Raw genomic sequence first — 23,163 nt, forward strand, 5'->3', positions numbered from 1 at the left:
ACCGACGTTATTCCCCAAGTTATCCATTACAATTTTGCTTCAATTGAACTATTAATTGAGCAAGAAATTGGTCGAATTGTTCTCCCTCAAATTTATAAAAATATAGGTATTAATATCACGGTTACCCCATTACCAGCACAAAGAGCGCAACTTGTCGCAAACACGGGGGAGAAGGACGGGGAAATAATGAGAATTTGGTCATATGGCATTGAAAATAATCAAATGATTAGAGTAGCCACTCCTTATTATTACCTGGAAACCATGCCTTTTAGTCTTAAAGAACGTCAACTTATTATTCATGAAATAGACGATTTGAAAAAGTATAAATTGGCTAAGATCCGTGGTGTAAAGCATACGAGTAATATAACGAGGGGTTTAAGTGAAATTTATGAAATGAACAGTACTGAAAATATGTTTAAGGTACTGAAAAAGGGGCTAGTCGATGTCGTATTAACGAATACGCTTGATGGAGAGTTGACCTTAAAGCGTTTAGGTTACAAAAATATTATACCGACGAGTAGACCTTTAGCTGTGTTACCGCTTTATCATTATATTAATAAAAACCACGCAACACTAGTGCCTATTATTAATCAAGAAATCTTACGTCTTCAAGAAAGCGGTGAATTGAAAAAGTTAATAGAATTGGCTGAGCTAGATGTTTTCAGTGTTAATCGTCGGTAATTTATACTCATTAGCGATCATTAAGTTGAATAGCAATTTGTATAATGGCTAAAAATCGAATCATTATTTATTATTATTTTCAAAGAATAACCATTATAAGTAAAGTGTAAATGATTACTAGGGTAAATATGAATAGGGTGAATCGTTAAGTGATATCACCCTTGGGATTAATTACGAGATGGAAATTGACCTTCCGTACATATAATGTAATTTACCGCTAAGTAAGGAGGCAAATTATTAATTGGTTGATTTTCTCCCTTACTTTCTTGTTGAACTTCTATGGTACTTCCATTCATTTGTGTATCTGAAGCTAGATTAGAATAAGAAATAGAGGTACCGCCAGCATCAGATGACCAACTATTTTCAACAGGTGTACTAGTATTACCTGGACCATTAACACACATTGCCCTGGCAGTAACTTGGTGGTTATGACTCGGCATTTGTTCTTCAATAAGTGTGTGTTTCTCGCTACCCCCGTGTTGACCTAATCTAACAGGCGTCAAGCCTGGTCCTCCCCCTGGATGGGTAGATGTTCTTCCTCGTAAATCAGGTAAAGCAAAAGTGCTGCGTCCATCTCCTCCGTAAGTTGTCCCTATAATGGCATATAGTGATTGGTTTTGTGAAATAGCGATTAGCTGACCATCACATAAAGCCCAATTTCTTGGTGCAAAATTACCTGCAAACATTAATAGTTGACCTATGTATCCTTCCATAATATTTTCCTTGTATATTAATTTTATGTTGCTGGTTTTTACTAACACTCAGTAAAATCAGCATATTAATGATGAAGAGGCAACATTGTTATCTCTTCATCCTATCGATACCATCAGGTATTGAAATAAGGGCTTATCTGCGGCTATAGCGTTTAAAACTTAACAATGCGACTGCAAACAATAATAAAGTACTTGGCTCAGGTACATCAGTAGGGGGTTCAGGGTCAACGACATCTTGAGTGGTTATATTTAATGTTGAATGAACTAAGAGAAAAGCATTATATCGTGACTCACTTACTACTTGTGTTAGTCCATTAGTGAGTAAACCTGTTCCACCAATGTCTAAATTAGCTGAAAATAGCCCATCAGCTAAACTAGCAAAAAGGCTAGTGCTTAAATTCATCGTGTAAATTTTGAATTGTCTATCAAGGGAGCCTCCAGCAGACTCAAACAATGCATCTAATTCAGTGGTAAGGTTCATGCCATCTAGTGCAAACGAATCTAACTGACTACCTGATGCAGAAGAGTCATGATCCCAAATACCAAAACTAAATGTTGCACTAAGAATCGTATCGGTAATTGGACCATAATTGAATGACCAATTAACATTTTTGGGATCCGATATAATCTCATGCCCTCTAACAGCGTCAAAAGGGGGGACCTGGCCGTATGATATACCACCGGCACAGACTAGATCACAGGCGGTAGGCATGTCGCCATCAACTAACCCTGATGCACCATTTCCTAATGTAATGCTGATAATGCCAGCATTAGCTACCGAAGTGAGTACGAAAAACGACAAAGCGCATAGTGATAATAATTTATTAGATACAGAGTTTTTCATGTCTAAATTCCATTTTAGTGATGCTTGTTTAGTGACTTAATCGTGATATATGCATGTAGCGTACCAAGGTATAAAAAATGCACTGTACAGAAAGAAAACGATTTTTGTTTGTTATAAAGTGTAAAGAATGCTGACATGATTAGGGTGTTTTTACCTATAAAGTATCCGATATTTATCCTTATCTAAAAGAGAAGGAACGAACATGGTTCTGACTTATTTATCACTTTAAAGCTCTTTAATTATCTAAAAATAATTTAGTTTTGAGGTTGAATAATTATAAGGATTTATTTTCTCCCTCTTGAATTAAATACTGCGCTTTGGGACATAGAGGAGTATTTTAATATCCGTTTATTATTGATATGGTGGATGTATATTTTTGAGTTTTATCAAAGTGTATTTAGAGGTCTCAGTTCATTTTATTAAAAGTATCTTAGTGTTATTTATTACTTTATCGAGTTGGGCTGTTTTAGCTCAGGAAGATAGTTCAGACCGATCAGATATCTTGGCGCAAAATAAAGCTTTCTCTAAGCTTTCATTAATGGTGATATTGATAAGCTGATGGCTATCTATACACCAAATGCTCATGTTATGAGTGGTGATAAGAAAATCACAAGTGATAATTTAGCCATTAAAAAATATTGGACACCAAATAAAGAAAGTCAATGGCAGCTTATTTCATATACTGTCATATCGGAAGAGTTAATAATAGAAGGAAACATGGCTAGCGATATTGGCTATTATACTGGCGATTCTCAGTATCAAGAGGGTCGTAAAAGAGAGTTTAATGGTGCTTATGTTATTGTTTGGAGAAAAATAGACGGGGTTTGGCTTATACATCTTGATATGTGGAATAGCTCAAAATAACCAGGTTAATAGTAAAATTAGAGTGTATAGATTAAAGGAAGGATTCATTCATTTTTTGCAAGTTGCTCAATTCTTTTTTTAATATAAAAAAAGATGCATAAAAAACAAATCCTGACTTTTAAACCCATTGTTTTTTCAATGGTTTATTTTTATTTGTTTGTGGCATTATTAATGCAGCCTTAGGTACTAAGCTATATTTAAAACCGAGGGTAGTAGTATGATTAGCAATAATTTGACGCCAAAAAGACGATTAATACTTTCAGCAAAAAATCTTTATTCTTTTCAGCAAGAGAGAAAAGAAATATTGGATAACAGCCACAAAAATGAAAGTATTGATATTGAATTATCACTCAATGAAGATAATGAACATTATATACTTGGGTATAATTAAACGACAGTTAGCTCCTCTTTATTATGGAGTGAGAATTTATTAGCTATGCTAATTTGGACAATAAATTATGTTATTAGAACTTTAAAAGGCCAGCATTGCTGGCCCTCATATTAATGTCGTTTTATACTTACTGACAGTTGACACCAACAGCTGAAAAAGCTGATGATACGTCACTTGAATTTAAACCAAGATCCGCTGCTGCAGATTCAACACCACAAGCGCCCGCATTAAAAGTAGAACTTGCTGTCCAGTACAAATCGTTGGCTCGTAGCATTACACCAAATGCCGTTTCAACAGACCAGCCATTAGTCATTGCTAACAAGTAGAAAGCTTTGTTGTAAACGCCTGAGCTCAAATGTACATCTAAGCCATTAGTCATATCCGAAGCATGAGCAATTGAGCGACCATCTTTTGTTGGATCATCCATATAACGTAATGCACCGTTACCTTTAAATATTTGCTCTCCAACCATCCAGTCGTTCGTGCCGTGCATAAAGTTTTCTGCAGCTTCACCCGCCATATCAGAGAATGCTTCGTTCATACCACCAGATTCACCACTATAAACTAAACCAGAACGTTGTTCTGTAACACCATGGCTAACTTCATGAGCAGACACATCAAGGCTAACTAATGGGTGGAATGTCGTTGCCCCATCACCAAAAGACATTGCTGTTCCATCCCAAAATGCATTTTCATAGTTACGTCCGTAATGAACACGCATTTCTAATTTTTGTGATAAAGGAGTTACGCCGTACCATTCGCCGTACATATCAAATATAACATTACCAAAAGCTTGAGCATCGTTCATTGGCGCAAAAGCACCATTTGTTAAATCTTCACCTGTATCGCCACAAGTTACTTGTGCAGTACTTCCGCGACGTGTGCTGTTACCCATATCAGTTGTTATAACATTTGGGCTATCTAATGAACAAGTCGAGCCATTTGAAGTGGCTATAAGATTCGCGAAGTCAGTGCCATAATAGTAAATGCCTGTTTTAGAGTTACCACCGGGGCCTGTTAATGTTGTAGGTGTTGTTGACCCGCCACCACTACCGCCACCAGGTTTACCTTTTACTGATTTTTGCGCATGATTAATGCCTTCCCAAGACATTAATATTTCGCCATCGTTTGCATCAATAAATGCCATTGGACGACTTGGTACATCACTCTCACTTGTTAGGTATTCAACTCGATAAGCTAACTGTGCTTTATTGTCACTGTTTACATAAATAACTAAATCAGTTTTTGAATTTTTAATATTATTGTGACCCAGTAGCTGTTTTAACTTACCAAGCGCTTTGCCGTTCAGCATACCTGGTGTTACTGAATTTAAATCATCAGAAATGTTAACCATTAAAGAACCCTGCAAACCAACATTACGACCAGCACTATCTTGTTCTACTACTAGTGACTGTCCGAATACGGGAACACCTTTATAAAACATTTGCGCTTTTTGTTTGGTATTTCCTTTTACGGTTGAAAAGGACTTACCATTGTTAAAACTGTAATCAGCACTTAATTGTGCAACATTATTAATTGATTTACCGTTCATGTTGCTGTGATTTGCACTGACACTATTAGCAGCCATTACTGATGTTGATGCTGAAAGAGCTATTAAAGTTGCTACAGATAATTTTGTTAAGTTCATTATATTAAACCTCTGATTATTATTTTATAGTTTTTATATGTACTAACGTAAAAGTATTATCAAATGATGTTGATAATCATTAAGTTTGTAACTTGATATTAAAGATTCACTTAGTGTGACGCTTTAATAAAGCATGCAATGAGTATTGTAGTTTTATGGGATATATTAATAGCAAAAAAACGGCGATTTTTAGGATTAAAACGACAAAATATAAATGAATTTGATTGTGCCATTTGAATATGTTTTGGGTTTTTAATAGTTAACTGCCTGTTATTTTGCGTAATTTTATATATTTAAACAATTAGATTATAATTTATGTGGTCAATGAAAAAGAGTAGTGCTAAGTAACTCATAATTTTTTCTTGTTACCTTACTTATCCGTTATTTCATCGTTTTAAGCTTTTACTTTGTAGCTTAAATATTGTTTTTTTGTTGTGAATAAATGGATAAATGGATAAAAGTTTACTTATTAAGGAATAAAATGAAAAAAACACTTCATATATCGATAATTACTTCGGTGTTACTTTTTAGCTGTTTTGCTTTTTCATTTGATGAAAAAAAATTTATCAGTGTTGAACCAATTAATACTCAGTGTTTATCAAACAAATGGCAAAAACAAAATTTATAGCAATTAAAAGAAAATAAATTTACGCTTGAAAATAAAGTAAAAAAAGAAGCTTTAGCATTACAATTACTTCATTGTTTAGCACATCCTGACACAAAAATAAGAGATGGAATTGCGTTTAATGCATTAAGTTTTTGACTAAGGACAGGGCAACTTAGTGAAAAAGTACAACTAGATATGTATCATTACTTAACCAACGTTCCTTTATCTAAAGTATATGATTTCGAAGGAGTTTAATAAATATTTTTAATGTTAATTTTGTCTGAAGTTTCGAGAGTAGATCGTAAAAAACCTTTTTTAACTGATGTTCAAAGAGACTACTTAGTTACTATTGGTACTGATTTTTTGATTAATTTAAGGGACTATCGTGGCTTTTCAACTAAAGTGGGTTGGAGACATGGGGTTGCACATTCATCAGATCTTATGCTGCAATTAGCTTTGAATCCCGCAATTACAAAAACTCAATGAGATAAAATGCTTAAATCTTTAGCAAGTCAAATTACCGCGCATGAACAACACTATTATATTAATGGTGAGCCAAAGCGTATTGCTATGGCAGTCATCTATATTTTCTTGCGAGGAGAGCATTCTGGAGATGATTGGAATAACTGGTTGAAAAGCGTAACTGACTCATCTCCTTTTAATCATTGGCGAGCAGCATATCAAGACGAAAAAGGTTTAATAAAATTGCATAACACGCAGAGTTTTATTTATGCTTTATACGCCACCATTAAGCCAAGTAAGAACGAAACACTAACGCAAATGGTTCCTAACCTAGAAATGGCAATCAAAGAAGTTAACTAATGAATAACCGCTATCACATACTTAATGGAGATACGCTGAAAAGCCAATGGCCAAAATCTGTTTTTGGGGGAATTAATTGTTGCTCGTGAATGCTTAGTTGATGGGAATATTCAAGGGGACAACTTGAGTGACTTATTTGGCAACCGAGCTGAATATTTAGAGCGTTACCCTCAAGTATCAGTAGGGATTTATTTAGAAATTACCGTACCAGAAATAGCAAAAATAACAAATATTCCTCAAAAATTAATTGTATACTGTTGGTTTGAAGATGATCTGTTTTGTCAGGTCAACTTTTGGTTCGTCTTACATTTACTTGCTAAAAATCAGCAGATATACAAAATATACTTAGTTAGACCTAATTAAGGCAATGAATATAGTTTTGGTGATATGAGCCAAGAAGAGTTAATCACAGCTTTTAATTCAGCTAGCATTATCGAGACACTTGAATGTAAGCGCTTAGAAAATTTGTGGGCTCATTATCAACAAAAGAATTTTGATGAAATGTTAAACATTGCTGACAGTCACTCAGATAAGTTTCCTTTTTTACTTCCTGCTATTAATGCAGAAATAGACAGATTACCTGATGATAGTGGTTATGGCAGGCCTGAAAGACAGTTGTTATTGACGATGAAAAATCTAGAGACTCAAGATTTCGCAACGGTATACCGAGTATTTCACCAAAATGAAGCTATCTACCGTTTTGGTGATCTGCAAGTTAAACGAATGTTTGATGAACTTATTAAATCTAGTTCACTGGGTAAAAGCCAAATATTTTAATTTTTTAATAAAACTCAACTTTTGGATGACACGTTTTCAATTCGGACCTTTTGAATAGTTATGGCGAAGTATGACTTATAGAAAACGTCAATCGCTTAAAATAACTTAATAGTTTATAAATTACTGTTAATATTATTCAACGTAAGCACGGCGTCGGCTGTTTTTCGTTTAGTCTTACTCTCAGATAAATTTAAGTCACTGATTAGTATAAAATGAAAAAGGATTTCTAAAAATGACAAGCATACTAAATAACAATCTATTTTTAATCAAAGAGCATGTCGGCATATTCAAAGCGGCTAATAATTATGATGTTTATGATCCTGAAACGGGCAATATCATTATGGAATGTCGAGAGCCAAATTTAGGTTTTTTTACGAAAATGCTGCGTTTTAGCGACTATAAAACCATGACACCTTTTGATGTTCAGATACGCACACCAAACGATCAACGTATTATTAGAATTCAGCGAGGTATATCGCTTTTTGTTTCAAAAGTGACGGTCACTGATAGTGAAGGTAATGATATCGGTTATTTTCAACAAAAACTTTTTTCAATTGGCGGTAAGTTCGATCTTTTTGACAATCAAGACAACCTTGTCTGTCAACTTAAAGGAAACTGGGTTGGCTGGAATTTTCGTTTTATGGACGGTGATCAGGAGTTAGCTCATATTTCAAAAGAGTGGGGCGGAATAGGTAAAGAATTTTTTACCAGTGCAGACAATTATGTACTGGAAATATCTCAAGATGTTCCTGATGATCATCCTGTTAGAAAGCTAATACTGGCTGCCGTTATGTGTATCGATATGGTGTTAAAAGAATAATTGAAAAGAGAATCGTCGTGAATTCCCCTATAATTACTTTTGTTAGTCAACTTTCTCAACGCGAGCAAGCCGATTGGTTAGCGCTATTATCGGCTAAACTGCCTAATGAATGTATAAAGCTCGACCAAGACTTATCTGATAAGGAAAGGCTTCAATGTGAAATTGCTATTGTTGCTAACCCAGAACCCACTATTTTTGCTCAATACCCTAAGTTAATATGGGTACAGAGTTTATGGGCAGGTGTGGATGCACTCGTTTCGCAATTATCAAAGAATAAATCAGACCCCCCTTTTAAGTTAGTGCGTTTAATTGATCCGACATTAGCGCGAACAATGAGTGAAGCAGTATTAACTTGGGTACTGTACTTGCATCGAGATATGCCCATATATTTACAACAACAACAATCAGCACTTTGGCTACAGCATCGCTATGTTCTTCCTCAAGAGCGAACGGTAGGCATTTTAGGTTTAGGTAAACTCGGAAAATGTAGTGCTTTACGGCTGCATGAGAATGGCTTTAATGTGCTTGGTTGGAGTCAAAGTGAAAAGTTAATTAACGGGGTTAATTGCTACTCAGGCGATGACGGATTACTCGCGATGGTGAAACAATGCAATATATTAATTTGTTTACTCCCGCTCACACCAAACACCTACCAACTTATTAATAATAGTCTACTGAGGAATTTACCTTTAGGTGCCAGTGTCATTAATTTTGCCCGAGGTGGTATTGTTGCTAATGACGATCTAATTAAATGCTTAGATATCGGTCATATTAAACATGCCATTTTAGATGTTTTTGAGCAAGAACCTTTAGATGAAGGTGATGCATTTTGGTCACATAAAAAAGTGACGGTACTCCCTCATATTTCTGCACCCACCCACTTTGCCAGTGCTGGCGAAATCGTTGCTAGTAATATCGGTGAATATCGAAGTAACGGTCAGTTACCTGTTTGTATTGATTGGCAACAAGGTTATTAGCACTTTTTATTTTTAAGGATTATCTAAAATTATAAACCGAAAAAAACCTCACAAAGGTTGAGGTTTATTTTCAGTTAATGTTAAAGACCTTTTGAGATGAATTTAGCTAGGTTCATTTAGTCAGACTCAGTTGCTAATATTTCACGAATATTGATATTTTTTTCGTATTTTATAAAGCCTATCTCTTGTGATGTTCTAGCGAGTACCGCCATGCGATCGGCGAGTTCATTACCCTCAATATTAGCGTGGCCTTTAACATGAGTAATAGATATTTGCTTTTTAATTTCTTGATAAAGTGTGTAGCAAGCTTTGACTAATTCTGGATTTTTAATCGCTTCACCGTTAGCTTTTTTCCAACCTTTATTTTTCCATCCTGTTGCCCATTTAGTTATACTGTCGATAGAATATTTCGAGTCAGACAACACTTGAATGGTTTTATCGGGGTTAGTGTCGATATAAGCTTTTGCCAATTTAAAGGCCTGTAACATGCCAATTAACTCAGCGGTATTGTTGGTACCATTTGCGTTATAAGCGCCATACCAGAGGCTACTAATTTCGCCTTGGTGATAAACAGCTACACCTGTTCCTGATTTTCCTGGGTTTGGCGAACATGCACCATCACAATAAATATCAATATTTGATTGAGTTACCTCACGATCGCTACGAACCGTGCTCCCCGCTGGTTTTGTTGAACTTGTCGCTCTACTCGACGACGAACTCGCTGTTTTAGCGGCAGCTGGATATTCAGTTCCTGTTCTTGGTGGCGTTTTTAAAGAGCGCTGGGTTAATGCTTTTGTGTATGTTGATTTAAAAGCAGCTTCGGCTTCGGCCTGTGAAGGGAATCCCATAAATTGTGCATCTGCACGGCCTGACGTTACTGACTGAACCGTCGTCCAATTATCAAACACACCGGTTTTTGACCCTTTCCAAACGACGTAATATTTTTTACTCATGTTCTTTTACTCATGTTCTTTTATTGAATGTTTATTTATGTTTATTTTTAGCTGATAACGACCAAATTAATAAGACAATACCCGCAATGAAAAAGGGAATACTCAGCATTTGTCCGGTATTTAATGCCCATATTGATTCATACGCGGCTTGTTTCACTTTTACCGACTCTATTAAAAATCGAGCCGTGAAGGTTAAAATCAAAAATAAGCCCAATAATGAACCCTTGGGTGTTTTATCTTTTGATTTTTTATAGATAAAGAAGAGAATAATAAAAATCAGTAAATACGCTATGGCTTCATAAAGTTGCGCGGGGTGGCGAGGTATATTATCTATACGCGCAAAAATAATAGCCCAAGGCGCATCACTGGCAACGCCTAATATTTCAGAATTAACAAAGTTAGCTGAACGAACAAATACACCAAAGAGAGCGGTACAAATAGCTAATCGGTCGAGTAGCCATAAATAGTTTTCTTGATACTTTCTTGCGTATATACCTAATGCAACTATGAGTCCTAAACCGCCGCCATGGCTGGCAAGTCCACCTTCCCAAATGGCAAGTATCTTCAATGGGTTAGCAAAGTAATATTGCGGGTCGTAAAAAAAACAATGGCCTAAGCGAGCACCAATAATGATACCAAATACGGCATACATGAGTAAATTGTCGAGCGCCTCAATATCTTTGTGCTCTGTTTGATAAACCCATTTCATCACCTGTAGGCCTGAAATGATTGCCGCTGCAAAAAGAGCGCCATACCAATGAATCGTTAACGGACCAATAGAAAGTAAAACTGGATCAATATCCCAAATAAAATGTTGCAATGAAAAAACCTTATTTATACGTATGCAATGAGTTTGTTATTGATGAACAACAACCATAAAGTCGCTATTATGTCAGTCAATTAGCGATAAAACGAGCGTAAAGTTGTAATGAAAAATTATAGTTTAGGAAAGAGCAATCTTCAGTCATCACGATTAATCTATGGTTGTATGCGAATTGCAGGTGATCAGTCAGTAAATGATATTGCTAACGGTAAACTTGCTGTTCATAGTGCAATCGATGCTGGATACAATCACTTTGATCACGCAGATATTTATGGTGGTGGGGCGAGTGAGCAATTATTTGGTGAATTGTTAAAGCGATCACCACACTTGCGAGAGAAAATGATCCTCACCTCCAAAGCAAGTATTCGCCCAAAAAACAATGAGAACCCTTATGCGCCAACACGTTATGATTTTAGTAAACAATATATTTTATCGAGTGTAGAAGGTTCTTTAAAGCGTTTGCACACAGAACAACTTGATCTTTTTTTATTACATCGTCCAGACTACTTACTTGATATTCATGAAGTTACTGAAACATTCAAGCAACTTAAAGCCAGTGGTAAAGTTGCCCACTTTGGGGTGAGTAACTTTAAACCCTCGCAAGTGGCTATGTTGCAAAGTGCTTTAGGTTTACCATTATTGGTTAATCAGGTGGAAATTAATATTCATAATATTGATGCACTTAATGACGGTACATTGGATCAATGTCAACAGCATAGTATTACACCTATTGCTTGGTGTCCCCTCGGAGGTGTTGCTTACGCTGCATGGGGCAATACTTTCTTGGCAAAAGACGAACAACGCATTGCTGGTGAATTAACATTGCAAGCGCAAAAATATAACTGTGAAGCTTGGCAAGTTATTCTCGCTTGGTTATTAAAGCACCCTGCAGACATATTTCCTATTATTGGTTCAACCACACCTGAACGTATTGTAGCGGCAAAAGTCGCACTTGAACTTAACTACAGCCGCGAAGATTGGTATCGATTATTGGAAGCCAGAAATGGTCAATCAGTTCCATAACTAATAACTATCAATAATAAGTTATCGTTTATCGGTAAATAAGGGGTTGAAATTCAGATTGTATCTGCTACATTAAGCTTATCGAATCAATTTAGATTATGAGTTTTATGTTACCGCATTATCGGATAAGCAAAGTAAGTAAAATCGTTAGGGCATTAGTGGCACTCTTCGTTATGATGCAAATTTTCAGTTTTGCACTTTTGTTATTACTAGGAATTAATAATAATGGCACCTATGAGCTTTCTGAACATTTTTCATTTATTTCTTCTGCTGCCAGTATCGATTTTTCAGGTAGCTGGGAAAATTTAGCGTTAGCCTTAACCGATGAAGGTTTTAACGCTTTGCTTATACTAGGCAGTGCAGATTTGTTGCCAAGCCTTTTAATTTATTGGTCTTTGTTTAAGTTATTTGGTTTATATCAGCAGGGTTTAGTCTTCACTGTCGCCAATATTCAATGCATTAAAAATATTGGTACTGTGCTGTTAGCTTGGATTGCCTTAAAGCTTCTTTATCCGATAGTGGTGACCTTAGTATTACGATTTTCAGGCGCTTCTGATACGTTATCGTTATACATAAGCTTAGGCTCTGATGAGTTAAGATTTTTATTAATTGGTTTAGTGATATACGTGATAGCTTGGATAATGAGCGAAGCGACTAGCTTGCATCAAGAGCAGGAGTTAGTTATCTAGTGGCTATGATTATAGAACTGGACGTTATGCTAGCAAAACGTAAAATGAAATTAAACGATCTTGCTCTGTCAGTAGGTATCACAGCACAAAATTTATCGGTGCTTAAAAGTGGTCGGGCAAAAGCAATACGATTCTCAACACTTGAAGCGATATGCAAAACGCTAGAATGTCAGCCAGGCGACATTTTACTTTACGAAAAAGATCAACAAACAAGGAATGATGATGAATAAATCTTTAGTCATAATGCTTTTAGGTAGTTGCTTCGCCACGAGTATTTCAGTGGTAGCAAACGATGACGAACCTTATAAATTTGTGGCTTTGAACTTAACGAAATACGATAGCCTAAAAAACGTAGATTTAAGTCACACTACAATTGATTTAGTGCCGGAGATTTCTTTTGGGGTAGGCAAGCATTATCAATTAAACGAAGATTGGCAAGTTGCCACAGAGATTTCGCTGCATTATGCTAAAGCACATTTTAGTGGTTTAGTTGAAAAGACGAATGTTAATAACTTCTCTGCAGAGCAACAAATTTTTTCGGGTAATTATGACGCGCTTGGTTTATGGGCTACATCACGTTTTAAGTATGTTAGCTTGAGTGAAAATGTATCTCCTTTTATCGAGTTAGCTGTTGGCGCCGTACAAACGAACCACGGTACACTTTTTGGTGAAGAAAAAAACCAAGATCTTGCTTATAAAGCGATAACAGGTGTAGAGTTTGAAGTCGCTAACGACATGACTTTCTCTATTGGCTTTGGTCTTTCAGATAACGACAACAATCTTTGATTTTGTAATTTACCGATTATTTATCAACGATTGAGCGGCTATTTCGGCCGTTTTTTTTCTGTCTTTAATATAATAAAACCAAGTCGCCGCAAAGAGTATCGCGATAAATGGCATACTGGTAAGTACCACCATATGCCAACCCGCTTTAAATAACACCCAACCTGCCAGTAACGATGCAGTTGCTTGTAAACCAAAGATAATGAAGTCGTTAATCGCTTGTACTTTATGTCGTTCACCCGGCTTATAACTTTGCGGTAGTAATGTTGTACCGGTTAAAAATAAAAAATTCCAACCGATGCCTAACAAAATCAGTGCCCACCAGTAGTGCATGACTTGTTCGCCTGAAAGCGCGACTACAGTTACTATCGCGTAAATTGCGGTCCCTATTAACATTAAACTTTTTAAGCCTATTTTTTTTACTAACCAAGCGGTAAATAGAGAAGGAATAAACATCGCCGCAATATGACTTTGAATAACCCACTTTGTATCATTTAAGCTATGTCCGTGCATTTGATGCATGCTTAAAGGTGTTGCGGTCATTAAGTAACTCATTAAGGCAAAACCAATTGCCGCTGATAGTATCGCGATAATAAATATGGGTTGTTTAATGATTTTACTTAATGGACGAATATCTTCTGCTTGCTGATGACTTTCAATTTGCGTATTTTTAAAGTTCAACATGATTATCATCGCGCAAATGATTAAGCCCGCTAATACTAAAAATGAGCCAGCATAGCCATGAGGTGAAACTAACCAGTCTTTAGCAACTACGGCAATTTCAGGCCCTAAGAAGGCAGAAAAAATGCCACTTAGCATAAGAATTGACAATACAGTAGGGATATCTTTATCCTTTTTTATGCTTTCTATCGCAGCAAAACGTAACTGTTGAATAAATGCCGTACTAATACCAAAGAGTAAACCTGAGAAAACAAAAAGTTCAAAATTGGCAATAAGCGCAGATACCATAGCGGTTAATGTCGCCAATAAGCCACAACTATAACCGGTAAAAATCGCAAAACGACGGCCTTTGTTTTTGGCAAGCATCGCTGCAGGAATCGCGCCACAGGCAACACCTAAAATCATAACCGTAATGGGAAGGGTAGCTAGAGATGGGTCACTTGCCATGCTGGTTGACAATATTCCCCCAATGAAAACAATGACTGGTGATGCGGCCATCACTAAAGGTTGGGCAATAAACAACAGCCAAATATTTTTTGGTAAGGTGAAATGTCGAGACAATAAAAAAGCACTGGCAATTAATAAGGCTAAGGTAATAAAAATATTGGATAACATAGTTGTTCATTTATGATAATTATTCTGTTGCTATCATAACGTATTATTTTTAATTGAAAGAACATAATTTATGTTGGTTTTTATTATTCAAATGATAAACTGCGTTCGTTGAAATTCGACAAATACTGTTACTAAGGTTGTTATGAAATTTAGTCCCCTTGTACAAGAATTAATAAATGCACTTAAATGTTTACCGGGTGTTGGAGCTAAATCTGCTCAGCGTATGGCATTTCAGTTACTTGAACGTAATCGTATCGGTGGTGCTAAACTTGCCGGAACATTAAAGTCAGCAATGGAAAATATTGGTCATTGCTCACAATGTCGAAACTTTACTGAAGATGATACCTGTGAAATTTGTCAAAGTGCTAAACGACTTATTAATCAACAGCTTTGTATTGTTGAAAGTCCAGGAGATGTGATCGCGATAGAGCAAACCGGCGAGTTTCAAGGACGCTATTTTATTTTAATGGGACATTTATCTCCGCTAGATGGAATCGGGCCAGACGATCTTGGTTTAGATATATTAGAAAAACAGCTGGCGACCCAACAGTTTAAAGAAATAATTTTAGCAACCAACCCGACGGTTGAGGGTGAAGCAACGGCTCATTTTATTGCTGAACTGGCTAAAAAACATCAAGTTGTTATTTCTCGTATTGCTCATGGTGTGCCTGTTGGTGGTGAATTGGAATATGTTGACGGTAATACGTTATCTCACGCGTTGTCAGGACGTAAAAACTATAGCTTTTAGTTTCGCTGTAAACTTAGCAGAATATTATATGCAGGCTAAAGCGTGTCCTCTTAACTAAAAGCTAAGTTCAGCAATAACAATTTGAGTATTGTCATCTTTTAAATAATTATACCCTTAGGCATTTTATAAATTATTGGCAAGATGATTTCCTGTCATAAAATGAGTTTTCGCGTATTTGAGTAATAATATGCCACAACAAACAATAAAAGCGGTGAGATAAAGCGCAGCATTATAGTTTTTAAAGTGCTCTATTAATGCGACACAATAAAGCGGTGCTACCACTTGTCCTACACCATAAGCGGCTGTGATGGTTCCCATGATAAATACAGGGTTTTTACCTGCTAATTGCCCACCAAAATTCATAAATAGTGCAACAAGGCCAATGAAGGTTCCACCATATAACACGCCACTTATTAAATTAAGTACAATATTTGAAGAGAAGGTAGGAATTAAAATAGCAACAATTTGTAGCGCCATCGCTACCATCATAATGTTGATACTATTATAACGATGTGCCAAACGCATCCAAATAATACACGAGGGTATACCGGCTAAACCAACGGCTAACCAAGCATAACCACCATACCCTGACAATCCTTCTAATGAATTAATAATATCAGGGAGGAATGTTGCTTGTACAACCATACCAACGCCTTCTGTGAAATACGCTAGGGCTAAAATGATCACCAAGGGATTAAACAACGATTTATCAAATTTGTATTTAATAACTTTATTTGATGTTTGTTTATCAAAACTTAAAATATAGGCTGAATAACTCGCGAATATCGTCCCTGCAATTGCTAGGGCAAGCCAAGCATGTTGCCAATTATCACTATAAATAAATACGCTACGCATAATTAAATCAGCAATAAGTATTGAGAATCCTAAGCCACTAAAATGTATGCCCATTGCTTTAGTTTTATTCGTATTTTGTAATTTTGACATCACGATGGCTGAGCCAACGACTAATGCCATCGCAGCACCAAATCCAGCAAAAAGCCGAGATAGCCACCAAAGTGTATTGTTTTCGGTAACGGCGAGTAATAACGAAGTTATGATAGACAAAGCTAAGCCAATACGAAAAAATTTTACTTTTGCATGAATATCTTTAATAAAAATTGAGAAAATTGAACCCGATAAATAGCCAACATAATTAATGGAGGCGAGTATGCCAGCGAAAGCAATACTTAGGTGGTTTTCTAGCATCGCGGGTAATAAAGAAGTAAACGCAAAACGAGCAACGCCTACGCCAACAACCAAAGCAAGGATACCTGCTAATAAAATAGCCGTATTGTTATTTCGGTCAAGCAACATTTTAAATCCTGTGTTGTCAATTTTATAAATACAGCGACCAAGGCCGCTTTTTTAGAATGAAAATTTTTTGCTAAGCACAAGCTTCAATTTAAGGATAGTAATGGCTGAAAGCAAATCATTATTTGTGATGAAGGATATTTAAAAATGATATAAATAAAATTATTCTCCTAAGAGGGGTAAAATAGGGGCGCATAATTTATGTAAGATTTTTTAATTTTTTGCTTGAAATTGTTTTCTCTACCCCCCACATGTTAACTATCTATGTGAACATCAGCTTCGATGTGCGCTTTTAAACACTGTTAAATTTAGGAAATATCGAAAATGTCAGAAACAGGCCAAAAAGAAAATCATCAGTTTGCAACTGATAACGCTAAATTACTCAAATTAATGATCCACTCACTTTACTCAAACAAAGAAATTTTCTTACGTGAGTTAGTATCAAACGCTGCTGATGCCGCTGACAAATTACGCTTTAACGCACTTTCACATGCTGATTTATACGAAGGTGATGCCGATTTACGTGTACGTGTTAGTTGTGATAAAGAAAACAATACACTGACTATTTCTGATAACGGTATTGGTATGACTCATGATCAAATTGTTGATCATCTAGGTACTATTGCTAAATCTGGTACGGCTGAGTTTTTCTCGCAACTTTCTGGCGATCAAGCTTCAGACTCACAACTTATTGGTCAATTTGGTGTTGGCTTTTACTCAGCATTCATCGTTGCTGACTCAGTAACTGTGCGTTCTCGCGCTGCTGGTGTCGACGCTTCTGAAGGTGTTGAATGGACAAGTGCTGGTGAAGGCGAGTTCACTACGGCTAAAATTTCAAAGACAAACCGTGGTACTGATATAATCCTTCACCTAAAAGCAGAAGAAAAAGAATATGCAGACGACTGGCGCTTAAAGTCAATTGTCACTAAGTACTCAGACCATATCTCAGTTTCTGTTGAAATGTTAACGCCAGCAGTTCCGGTTGTAGAAGCGGTTGCTGAAGTTAAAGATGATGAAGGCAATGTTACTGTTCCAGCAGCTGAAGCTGTTGCTGAAGTTCCTGCAATATGGGAGCCTGTAAATAAAGCTACGGCATTATGGACACGTGAAAAGTCAGAGATTTCTGATGATGAATATAAAGAATTTTACAAGCATGTATCACATGACTTTGGTGACCCACTTGTATGGGAGCACAACAAAGTAGAAGGTAAAACAGAATATACGTCATTACTTTATATCCCAAGTAAAGCGCCATTTGATATGCATAACCGTGAAAAGCAACATGGGTTAAAATTATTTGTACAACGTGTATTTATAATGGACGACGCTGAACAGTTTATGCCAACTTATTTGCGTTTTGTAAAAGGTTTATTAGATTCAAATGATTTACCATTAAACGTTTCTCGTGAAATTTTACAAGATAACAAAATTACCCAAGCAATCCGTAAAGGCTGTACTAAACGTGTCCTTAAAATGCTTGAAAAATTAGGTAAAAAAGATAAAGAGCAATATCAGTCATTTTGGAATGAGTTTGGTCAAGTTTTAAAAGAAGGCCCTGCAGAAGATCAAGGTAATAAAGAGCAAGTTGCAAACTTATTACGCTTTGCTTCAACAGAAAGTGACACGGCTGTGCAAAGTGTTTCAATTCCAGAATACGTAGAACGTATGAAAGAAGGACAAGAAAAAATTTACTACGTGGTTGCAGACAGCTTTGAAGCGGCTAAAAATAGCCCACATTTAGAAGTTTTCCGTAAAAAAGGCATTGAAGTATTATTAATGTCTGACCGTATCGATGAATGGTTAGTGAGTCACTTAACAGAAGTTGATGGTAAGCAATTGCAATCGGTAACTCGTGGCGGTTTAGACCTTGGTGATATGGATGATGAAGAAACAAAGCAAGCTCAAGAAAAACTTGAAAAAGAGTTTGACTCAGTTGTTACTCGTATTAAAAAATCACTAGAGGGTAAAGTGAAAGATGTTAAATTGTCGCAACGTTTAACAGACTCACCAGCTTGTATTGTTGCCGATGAACACGACATGAGCAGCCAAATGATGAAGCTTATGCAATCAGTTGGACAGGAAGTGCCAGATGCCTTGCCTATATTTGAAATTAATGCAGAACATGAGTTAGTAAAACATGTTGCTGATGAAACTGATGATGAGAAATTCAATCAGTGGACTGAAGTATTGTTTGAACAAGCAATGTTAGCTGAACGTGGTAGCTTAAAAGACCCTGCTAGTTTTGTTGCACGTTTAAATAAATTAATGTTGAGCCTCACTAAGTAAGTTAACGTATAAATTTGATGATATAAAAAGGGGCTTTAGCCCCTTTTTTTGATCCCATAAAAGTCTTTATTTTATTTGTTCACTTAATAGAGCTTGTAGCTGTTCAACACTTTTATATCCATGACTCAATGAGTAATTGTCGCCGCGCACAATCATAACCGCCGGAAAACCTCGAAAGGTAAGTTGCTTACCTTCTTTATCTTTAAGGTCATCAAAAACAAAGCTTGAAAGCATAAAGTTGATGGTTGCTTTTACGGGGATAAAGTCTTCATTTAATACTTTAGCTAATGCAGGGTCAGTAAAAACATTTTTTTCCATCGTTGCACAGGTTGTACAAAAACGCATTTTAGCAAAAACAAAAATGGGTTTTGTTGAGTCGATAGTTCGAGCACTTTTATAATTATGCCATTGAACGTTAGGTTCATATAACGTCGGTGAAATTAAAGCATAGAAGCTTGGTATTAAAATAATAGCGGCAATTAGTGCGATAAAAAACTTATTCATAGAGTGCTCGTTGTTCAACAGTATAAGTATTAACTAGACCCTGAAAACGGCTATATACTTTCAACTTATCATGAAAATTTAAAACAATAACAGCGTTTTAGCTATAATTTAAAGATAATTTCGAGGAGTAAGCAATAATGCTTTCAGTGTAAATTATAAGCCACCACTATGGTATAACGGCTTTAATTTATACGTAAAACTTTCTTTTTAATAAATGACTTAGATACGAAAGGGAATGTATTTCTGATGTTAATGACAGATATTCAGTAAAGTAAATACACCCTGAGAAAAAGGAATAACTTATTATTAGTTAATCGCTATTAATAATGAAGGATTAGTTGTTACCTTTAACTTTATCCCTAAGCCTAATCTTGAGTATAACGTAATAATATTTCAGACTAAGCTTCATTATTATTCATTTTTTGAATAATCGGTTCAATATCTTCAAAAACGGCTTGGTTTTTATGTAATACCATAACTTTTCTTGCATACTTATCGTGTCGATGAAGAGAGACATGAAAGAGGTCGCGTTTTTTACTTTGTCTAGTAATATAATTAAATGTAGACTGACTGGTTATTGTGCTATCAATCCCCTTACTTATAAGCATGTTAATTAATGCCTGCTCGCTAATTGTGTTAATGCGATTTATTTCATTTTTAGCGACCAACTCATTTATACCATAGTAATAAAACCCTCTAACTCCCCCAAATTCAAGGTTTTTTAAGGAGGATGGATTGGTATATTCAATAGGGGTATCTGTTAGAGAGATAACTTCATCTTGGTCAATGAAAATATCTGAAGTCCACAGGTATTTATTTTCTTCTTTGTTCTTAAACTAAATAGGATTTACACCCAGTAATATGCCATTTAATGTGTTTTGCACCATCATGTGGTCGATGCGCTTGCGAGGAATAAACACGGTTTTAAAACGATACTTTTCACTCTTACTATTTAAATAAGCAGAAAAATCATAATAAAGCCCTTGCTCCTTTTTTAAGTGAATAATAAATCGAGGTTTTAGGTGATACACATAGACATTAATGGCCTCTTTTTCTATAGCATGAGCAATGAAAACACTAATAATGTAAAAAACATAACAACGACAAGGCTTTTCGTTACATTTACATCAAAGAAGCCTTCTCTGGTTCATATTAAGTTAAAGTTTTGTTAATCGTAGCATTTAAGTTTACGTTAACAGATCAATGTTAAAATTCTACAAAAGGAGGGCTATATTTCCCCAAAATTTATTTACCTAAACAGGTATACACTATGCGGGAGAATGTGTGTGTTGCGAATATCTTTTGCTATCATTGTAGGTAACATTATGATCTTAAGGTTATAAAGTTTCGTAATTTTAGCTATCTGTATAACAATAAGACTAAGGAATATAAATGAAGCATAATATTATCACCTCAAGTATAACCGCTATTCTTCTCATTACTGGCACGGCTACAACATCGAATGCTTTAGCAAATGAAAAGAAAATTGAAGCAAATGATTTAGTTGAAATGTTCGAAAAGCTAGGAGGAAAATATCCTGGTTTTAGAAAGGCACATGCTAAAGGTTTATGTGCTTTGGGCACTTTTATGCCAGCACCTAATAAGCACTTTTCAGGAGCCGCGCTACTCTCAAATGGTGAACTGCCGGTGTCGATGCGCTTTTCATTAGGGGGGACTAACCCAAACAGTGATGAAAAATCCCCTGGTACTCGGGGCATGGGCATGCAAATAAAATTACCTAATGGCGCTTTACATACTTTTACAGGTAACAATTTTCCTGTGTTTGCTGGCAAAGACCCTGAAACTTTTTATGGATTTTTATCAACACTTCTTCCTGATGAAAACGGAAAGCCTGATCCGGCTAAAACAGTGGCATTTATTCAGCAGAACCCGAGTGTGCAAGCTAACGTAATGTGGAATAAAACGGCTAAAACAGCTGCGTCATTTGCGAATACTGCATTTTTTGGTTTGCACACTTTCTACTTTGATCAACCCAATGGACAGAAAACTAAATTTCGTTGGAATATTCAGCCAAGCTTAGGTGTAAAAACACTCGAAAAAGCAGAAGCAGCTAAGATGCCAAATGAGTTTTTAGCTGATACTTTCGCGCAACAACTTAAAGATGAAACGGTTCGTTTTACCATTATGGCAAGCTTAGGAGAAGCTGAAGACAGTGTTATTGATCCCTCACAACAGTGGCCGAATGAACGCCCTCAAGTAATACTAGGTACTGTAACCGTTAATGCGAGTGGTGGTGATGCGTGTAAAAATATTAACTTTGATCCTAATATGATGTCCGCAGGCTTTACACCAAGCGCGGATCCGGTGTTAAAAATGCGCTCACCCGCTTATGCTATTTCTTTTGGTAAAAGGTTAAGTGGTCAATAAAGAACCGCTAACAAAAGATATGTTTATTATCGGATTATTGTCCTAAACACGAGGCTTAATGAGCGTTACTCGATTGATTTTTTGAATGCTTAAGAGTCAATACAGAATAGCTCTCATTTTTTAGAATTCCTGGGGAGAGAGGGATGTAATATGACATCAGTATCACATTTGGTTATTATATTTATATGATTTATGTTGGTATAGCTAATTAACAGAGCCGCAAAGGCATAGACTTTAGTATAAAAAATGTCTTTTAACGGTCTTTTTTGATGATAGAGCGGTAATGCTACTTGTTTGACTACAACTGAACTTGTATAGTGTTGCACATTCAAAAAATACTCATTTGGCTGTTATATTAGCGGTATGTTGTACACAAGTACAACAGCCCAATTAGTATATTAAACATATAAGGCAATATTTTATGCGCATTATTTTATTAGGTGCTCCGGGCGCTGGCAAAGGCACGCAAGCACAATTTCTAATGGCTAAATTTGGTATTCCACAAATTTCTACGGGCGATATGCTACGTGCTGCAATTAAAGCAGGTACAGGACTTGGTAAAAAAGCTAAAGCGGTTATGGATGCTGGGCAATTAGTTTCTGATGACTTAATCATTGGTCTAGTAAAAGAACGCATTGCACAAGATGACTGTAAAGCGGGTTTCTTACTTGATGGTTTTCCTCGTACCATTCCACAAGCTGACGCCATGAAAGATAATAGTGTATCAGTTGATAGTGTTATTGAATTTGATGTGCCAGATGAAGTTATTGTTGACCGCATGAGTGGTCGTCGTGTTCATGCTGGTTCTGGTCGTGTTTATCACTTAGTCTATAATCCACCTAAAGTTGAAGGTAAGGATGACGATACGGGTGAAAGCTTGTCTATTCGCCCTGATGATGAAGAAGCTACTGTTCGTAAACGTTTAGGTATTTATCATGAACAAACTAAACCATTAGTGGCGTATTATCAAAGTGAAGCGAAAGCCGGTGCATGTTCATACTTGACTATTGACGGTACTAAGCCTGTTGAAGAAGTGAGTGCCTTAATTGCTGATGAACTAAGTTAAGCGAAATAAGTTTATTGATAATCCTTACTCGTCATAAAATAATTAATATAAAGTTCGCTTCGGCGAACTTTTTTGTTTTACATGTCGAAAATTTATGTTTTTCCCTATCAAAATAGATTTTAGAACGTAAACTATAATATCTCATTTAT

The 23,163-nt window shown here is 36.0% G+C and carries 25 protein-coding genes and 1 pseudogene; 17 read left to right on the top strand and 9 right to left on the bottom strand.

What is annotated here, in order from left to right; translation table 11 throughout:
* The first annotated feature begins 186 nt into the window (after nucleotides 1-186).
* Complete coding sequence (locus H4J73_RS19445) at nucleotides 187-681, top strand: ABC transporter substrate-binding protein (RefSeq protein ID WP_259366632.1); 495 nt, start codon at nucleotides 187-189, stop codon at nucleotides 679-681.
* A 167-nt stretch (nucleotides 682-848) separates the two neighbouring features.
* Here H4J73_RS19445 and H4J73_RS19450 read toward each other — a convergent pair whose 3' ends face one another.
* Together H4J73_RS19450 and H4J73_RS19455 are read right to left on the bottom strand one after the other, a co-directional pair.
* Entirely contained in the window at nucleotides 849-1,394 is a 546-nt protein-coding gene (locus tag H4J73_RS19450; protein WP_182178381.1) for a phage tail protein, read from the bottom strand.
* A gap of 133 nt (nucleotides 1,395-1,527) precedes the next feature.
* Nucleotides 1,528-2,238, bottom strand: a complete 711-nt coding sequence (locus H4J73_RS19455) for a PEP-CTERM sorting domain-containing protein (RefSeq protein ID WP_182178383.1) — start codon at nucleotides 2,236-2,238, stop codon at nucleotides 1,528-1,530.
* A 534-nt stretch (nucleotides 2,239-2,772) separates the two neighbouring features.
* Between H4J73_RS19455 and H4J73_RS19460 the strand changes: the two genes are divergently transcribed.
* Together H4J73_RS19460 and H4J73_RS19465 are read left to right on the top strand one after the other, a co-directional pair.
* Nucleotides 2,773-3,102, top strand: coding sequence for a nuclear transport factor 2 family protein (locus H4J73_RS19460; protein WP_310649646.1), 330 nt, complete (start codon nucleotides 2,773-2,775; stop codon nucleotides 3,100-3,102).
* A 217-nt stretch (nucleotides 3,103-3,319) separates the two neighbouring features.
* Nucleotides 3,320-3,493, top strand: a complete 174-nt coding sequence (locus H4J73_RS19465; protein ID WP_182178387.1) for a hypothetical protein — start codon at nucleotides 3,320-3,322, stop codon at nucleotides 3,491-3,493.
* 127 nt (nucleotides 3,494-3,620) lie between these two features.
* Here the strand turns inward: H4J73_RS19465 and H4J73_RS19470 are convergent, their stop codons facing one another.
* Nucleotides 3,621-5,141, bottom strand: a complete 1,521-nt coding sequence (locus H4J73_RS19470) for a M4 family metallopeptidase (RefSeq protein WP_182178389.1) — start codon at nucleotides 5,139-5,141, stop codon at nucleotides 3,621-3,623.
* Nucleotides 5,142-5,622: 481 nt separating this feature from the next.
* Between H4J73_RS19470 and H4J73_RS19475 the strand changes: the two genes are divergently transcribed.
* From H4J73_RS19475 to H4J73_RS19505, 6 genes and pseudogenes are all read left to right on the top strand, one after another.
* Nucleotides 5,623-5,769 carry a hypothetical protein gene (locus H4J73_RS19475; RefSeq protein ID WP_182178391.1) on the top strand — a complete coding sequence of 49 codons (147 nt, stop codon included), beginning with the start codon at nucleotides 5,623-5,625 and terminating at the stop codon, nucleotides 5,767-5,769.
* A gap of 246 nt (nucleotides 5,770-6,015) precedes the next feature.
* A pseudogene (locus H4J73_RS20705) lies at nucleotides 6,016-6,570 on the top strand (DUF2785 domain-containing protein).
* 63 nt (nucleotides 6,571-6,633) lie between these two features.
* Nucleotides 6,634-6,933, top strand: a complete 300-nt coding sequence (locus tag H4J73_RS19490; protein WP_182223389.1) for a DUF1835 domain-containing protein — start codon at nucleotides 6,634-6,636, stop codon at nucleotides 6,931-6,933.
* A gap of 24 nt (nucleotides 6,934-6,957) precedes the next feature.
* Nucleotides 6,958-7,347 (top strand): hypothetical protein, encoded by a 390-nt coding sequence (locus H4J73_RS19495; protein ID WP_182223390.1) that lies wholly within the window; start codon nucleotides 6,958-6,960, stop codon nucleotides 7,345-7,347.
* 232 nt (nucleotides 7,348-7,579) lie between these two features.
* The gene (locus H4J73_RS19500; RefSeq protein ID WP_182178399.1) at nucleotides 7,580-8,167 is read left to right on the top strand and encodes a phospholipid scramblase-related protein; all 588 of its coding nucleotides are present in this window, start codon (nucleotides 7,580-7,582) and stop codon (nucleotides 8,165-8,167) included.
* Nucleotides 8,168-8,184: 17 nt separating this feature from the next.
* Nucleotides 8,185-9,144, top strand: coding sequence for a glyoxylate/hydroxypyruvate reductase A (locus tag H4J73_RS19505; RefSeq protein WP_220460007.1), 960 nt, complete (start codon nucleotides 8,185-8,187; stop codon nucleotides 9,142-9,144).
* A gap of 116 nt (nucleotides 9,145-9,260) precedes the next feature.
* On the opposite strand, the gene H4J73_RS19510 is transcribed toward H4J73_RS19505, so the two are convergent.
* Together H4J73_RS19510 and lgt are read right to left on the bottom strand one after the other, a co-directional pair.
* Entirely contained in the window at nucleotides 9,261-10,097 is an 837-nt protein-coding gene (locus H4J73_RS19510; protein ID WP_182178404.1) for a ribonuclease H family protein, read from the bottom strand.
* 31 nt (nucleotides 10,098-10,128) lie between these two features.
* Nucleotides 10,129-10,917 (bottom strand): prolipoprotein diacylglyceryl transferase, encoded by a 789-nt coding sequence (lgt, locus tag H4J73_RS19515; RefSeq protein ID WP_182178406.1) that lies wholly within the window; start codon nucleotides 10,915-10,917, stop codon nucleotides 10,129-10,131.
* A 108-nt stretch (nucleotides 10,918-11,025) separates the two neighbouring features.
* Here lgt and H4J73_RS19520 point away from each other — a divergent pair, with 108 nt between their 5' ends.
* From H4J73_RS19520 to H4J73_RS19535, 4 genes are all read left to right on the top strand, one after another.
* The gene (locus tag H4J73_RS19520; protein WP_182178408.1) at nucleotides 11,026-11,943 is read left to right on the top strand and encodes an aldo/keto reductase family oxidoreductase; all 918 of its coding nucleotides are present in this window, start codon (nucleotides 11,026-11,028) and stop codon (nucleotides 11,941-11,943) included.
* A gap of 173 nt (nucleotides 11,944-12,116) precedes the next feature.
* Nucleotides 12,117-12,632: a DUF2975 domain-containing protein gene (locus H4J73_RS19525; protein ID WP_182178410.1), complete on the top strand. Its 516-nt coding sequence runs from the start codon at nucleotides 12,117-12,119 to the stop codon at nucleotides 12,630-12,632.
* On the top strand, nucleotides 12,632-12,862 hold the full coding sequence (locus tag H4J73_RS19530) for a helix-turn-helix transcriptional regulator (protein WP_182178412.1): 231 nt from the start codon (nucleotides 12,632-12,634) through the stop codon (nucleotides 12,860-12,862). Before H4J73_RS19525 ends, H4J73_RS19530 begins: the two co-directional genes overlap by 1 nt.
* Nucleotides 12,855-13,418, top strand: a complete 564-nt coding sequence (locus H4J73_RS19535) for a hypothetical protein (RefSeq protein ID WP_182178414.1) — start codon at nucleotides 12,855-12,857, stop codon at nucleotides 13,416-13,418. Before H4J73_RS19530 ends, H4J73_RS19535 begins: the two co-directional genes overlap by 8 nt.
* Nucleotides 13,419-13,427: 9 nt before the next feature.
* Here H4J73_RS19535 and H4J73_RS19540 read toward each other — a convergent pair whose 3' ends face one another.
* A complete protein-coding gene (locus tag H4J73_RS19540; RefSeq protein ID WP_182178416.1) occupies nucleotides 13,428-14,711 on the bottom strand; it encodes an MFS transporter in 1,284 nt (427 codons plus the stop codon).
* A 142-nt stretch (nucleotides 14,712-14,853) separates the two neighbouring features.
* Here H4J73_RS19540 and recR point away from each other — a divergent pair, with 142 nt between their 5' ends.
* On the top strand, nucleotides 14,854-15,459 hold the full coding sequence (recR, locus tag H4J73_RS19545; RefSeq protein ID WP_182178418.1) for a recombination mediator RecR: 606 nt from the start codon (nucleotides 14,854-14,856) through the stop codon (nucleotides 15,457-15,459).
* A gap of 123 nt (nucleotides 15,460-15,582) precedes the next feature.
* Here recR and H4J73_RS19550 read toward each other — a convergent pair whose 3' ends face one another.
* Nucleotides 15,583-16,773 (bottom strand): YbfB/YjiJ family MFS transporter, encoded by a 1,191-nt coding sequence (locus tag H4J73_RS19550; RefSeq protein ID WP_182178420.1) that lies wholly within the window; start codon nucleotides 16,771-16,773, stop codon nucleotides 15,583-15,585.
* A 321-nt stretch (nucleotides 16,774-17,094) separates the two neighbouring features.
* On the opposite strand from H4J73_RS19550, the gene htpG reads away from it, so the two are divergent.
* Nucleotides 17,095-19,056: a molecular chaperone HtpG gene (htpG, locus tag H4J73_RS19555; RefSeq protein WP_182178422.1), complete on the top strand. Its 1,962-nt coding sequence runs from the start codon at nucleotides 17,095-17,097 to the stop codon at nucleotides 19,054-19,056.
* Nucleotides 19,057-19,122: 66 nt separating this feature from the next.
* On the opposite strand, the gene H4J73_RS19560 is transcribed toward htpG, so the two are convergent.
* The gene (locus H4J73_RS19560; protein WP_182178424.1) at nucleotides 19,123-19,560 is read right to left on the bottom strand and encodes a thioredoxin family protein; all 438 of its coding nucleotides are present in this window, start codon (nucleotides 19,558-19,560) and stop codon (nucleotides 19,123-19,125) included.
* Nucleotides 19,561-19,958: 398 nt separating this feature from the next.
* A complete protein-coding gene (locus tag H4J73_RS19565; protein WP_182223391.1) occupies nucleotides 19,959-20,168 on the bottom strand; it encodes a hypothetical protein in 210 nt (69 codons plus the stop codon).
* A 784-nt stretch (nucleotides 20,169-20,952) separates the two neighbouring features.
* Between H4J73_RS19565 and H4J73_RS19570 the strand changes: the two genes are divergently transcribed.
* On the top strand, nucleotides 20,953-21,948 hold the full coding sequence (locus H4J73_RS19570; RefSeq protein ID WP_182178426.1) for a catalase family peroxidase: 996 nt from the start codon (nucleotides 20,953-20,955) through the stop codon (nucleotides 21,946-21,948).
* Between the two features lie 421 nt (nucleotides 21,949-22,369).
* Nucleotides 22,370-23,014 (top strand): adenylate kinase, encoded by a 645-nt coding sequence (adk, locus tag H4J73_RS19575; RefSeq protein WP_182178428.1) that lies wholly within the window; start codon nucleotides 22,370-22,372, stop codon nucleotides 23,012-23,014.
* The last annotated feature ends 149 nt before the right edge of the window (nucleotides 23,015-23,163 follow it).

It is taken from the genome of Colwellia sp. MB3u-41 (assembly GCF_014076845.1).
Taxonomy (GTDB): Bacteria; Pseudomonadota; Gammaproteobacteria; order Enterobacterales; family Alteromonadaceae; genus Colwellia_A.

What these genes read in the sequence shown, in the direction of transcription:
- H4J73_RS19445 (WP_259366632.1), top strand. Translation starts at nt 187, where the DNA reads ATGAGAATTTGGTCATATGGCATTGAAAATAATCAAATGATTAGAGTA.
- H4J73_RS19450 (WP_182178381.1), bottom strand. Translation starts at nt 1,394, where the DNA reads ATGGAAGGATACATAGGTCAACTATTAATGTTTGCAGGTAATTTTGCA.
- H4J73_RS19455 (WP_182178383.1), bottom strand. Translation starts at nt 2,238, where the DNA reads ATGAAAAACTCTGTATCTAATAAATTATTATCACTATGCGCTTTGTCG.
- H4J73_RS19465 (WP_182178387.1), top strand. Translation starts at nt 3,320, where the DNA reads ATGATTAGCAATAATTTGACGCCAAAAAGACGATTAATACTTTCAGCA.
- H4J73_RS19470 (WP_182178389.1), bottom strand. Translation starts at nt 5,141, where the DNA reads ATGAACTTAACAAAATTATCTGTAGCAACTTTAATAGCTCTTTCAGCA.
- H4J73_RS19475 (WP_182178391.1), top strand. Translation starts at nt 5,623, where the DNA reads ATGAAAAAAACACTTCATATATCGATAATTACTTCGGTGTTACTTTTT.
- H4J73_RS19495 (WP_182223390.1), top strand. Translation starts at nt 6,958, where the DNA reads ATGAGCCAAGAAGAGTTAATCACAGCTTTTAATTCAGCTAGCATTATC.
- H4J73_RS19500 (WP_182178399.1), top strand. Translation starts at nt 7,580, where the DNA reads ATGACAAGCATACTAAATAACAATCTATTTTTAATCAAAGAGCATGTC.
- H4J73_RS19510 (WP_182178404.1), bottom strand. Translation starts at nt 10,097, where the DNA reads ATGAGTAAAAAATATTACGTCGTTTGGAAAGGGTCAAAAACCGGTGTG.
- H4J73_RS19520 (WP_182178408.1), top strand. Translation starts at nt 11,026, where the DNA reads ATGAAAAATTATAGTTTAGGAAAGAGCAATCTTCAGTCATCACGATTA.
- H4J73_RS19525 (WP_182178410.1), top strand. Translation starts at nt 12,117, where the DNA reads ATGATGCAAATTTTCAGTTTTGCACTTTTGTTATTACTAGGAATTAAT.
- H4J73_RS19535 (WP_182178414.1), top strand. Translation starts at nt 12,855, where the DNA reads ATGAATAAATCTTTAGTCATAATGCTTTTAGGTAGTTGCTTCGCCACG.
- H4J73_RS19540 (WP_182178416.1), bottom strand. Translation starts at nt 14,711, where the DNA reads ATGTTATCCAATATTTTTATTACCTTAGCCTTATTAATTGCCAGTGCT.
- recR (WP_182178418.1), top strand. Translation starts at nt 14,854, where the DNA reads ATGAAATTTAGTCCCCTTGTACAAGAATTAATAAATGCACTTAAATGT.
- H4J73_RS19550 (WP_182178420.1), bottom strand. Translation starts at nt 16,773, where the DNA reads ATGTTGCTTGACCGAAATAACAATACGGCTATTTTATTAGCAGGTATC.
- htpG (WP_182178422.1), top strand. Translation starts at nt 17,095, where the DNA reads ATGTCAGAAACAGGCCAAAAAGAAAATCATCAGTTTGCAACTGATAAC.
- H4J73_RS19560 (WP_182178424.1), bottom strand. Translation starts at nt 19,560, where the DNA reads ATGAATAAGTTTTTTATCGCACTAATTGCCGCTATTATTTTAATACCA.
- H4J73_RS19565 (WP_182223391.1), bottom strand. Translation starts at nt 20,168, where the DNA reads ATGCTTATAAGTAAGGGGATTGATAGCACAATAACCAGTCAGTCTACA.
- H4J73_RS19570 (WP_182178426.1), top strand. Translation starts at nt 20,953, where the DNA reads ATGAAGCATAATATTATCACCTCAAGTATAACCGCTATTCTTCTCATT.
- adk (WP_182178428.1), top strand. Translation starts at nt 22,370, where the DNA reads ATGCGCATTATTTTATTAGGTGCTCCGGGCGCTGGCAAAGGCACGCAA.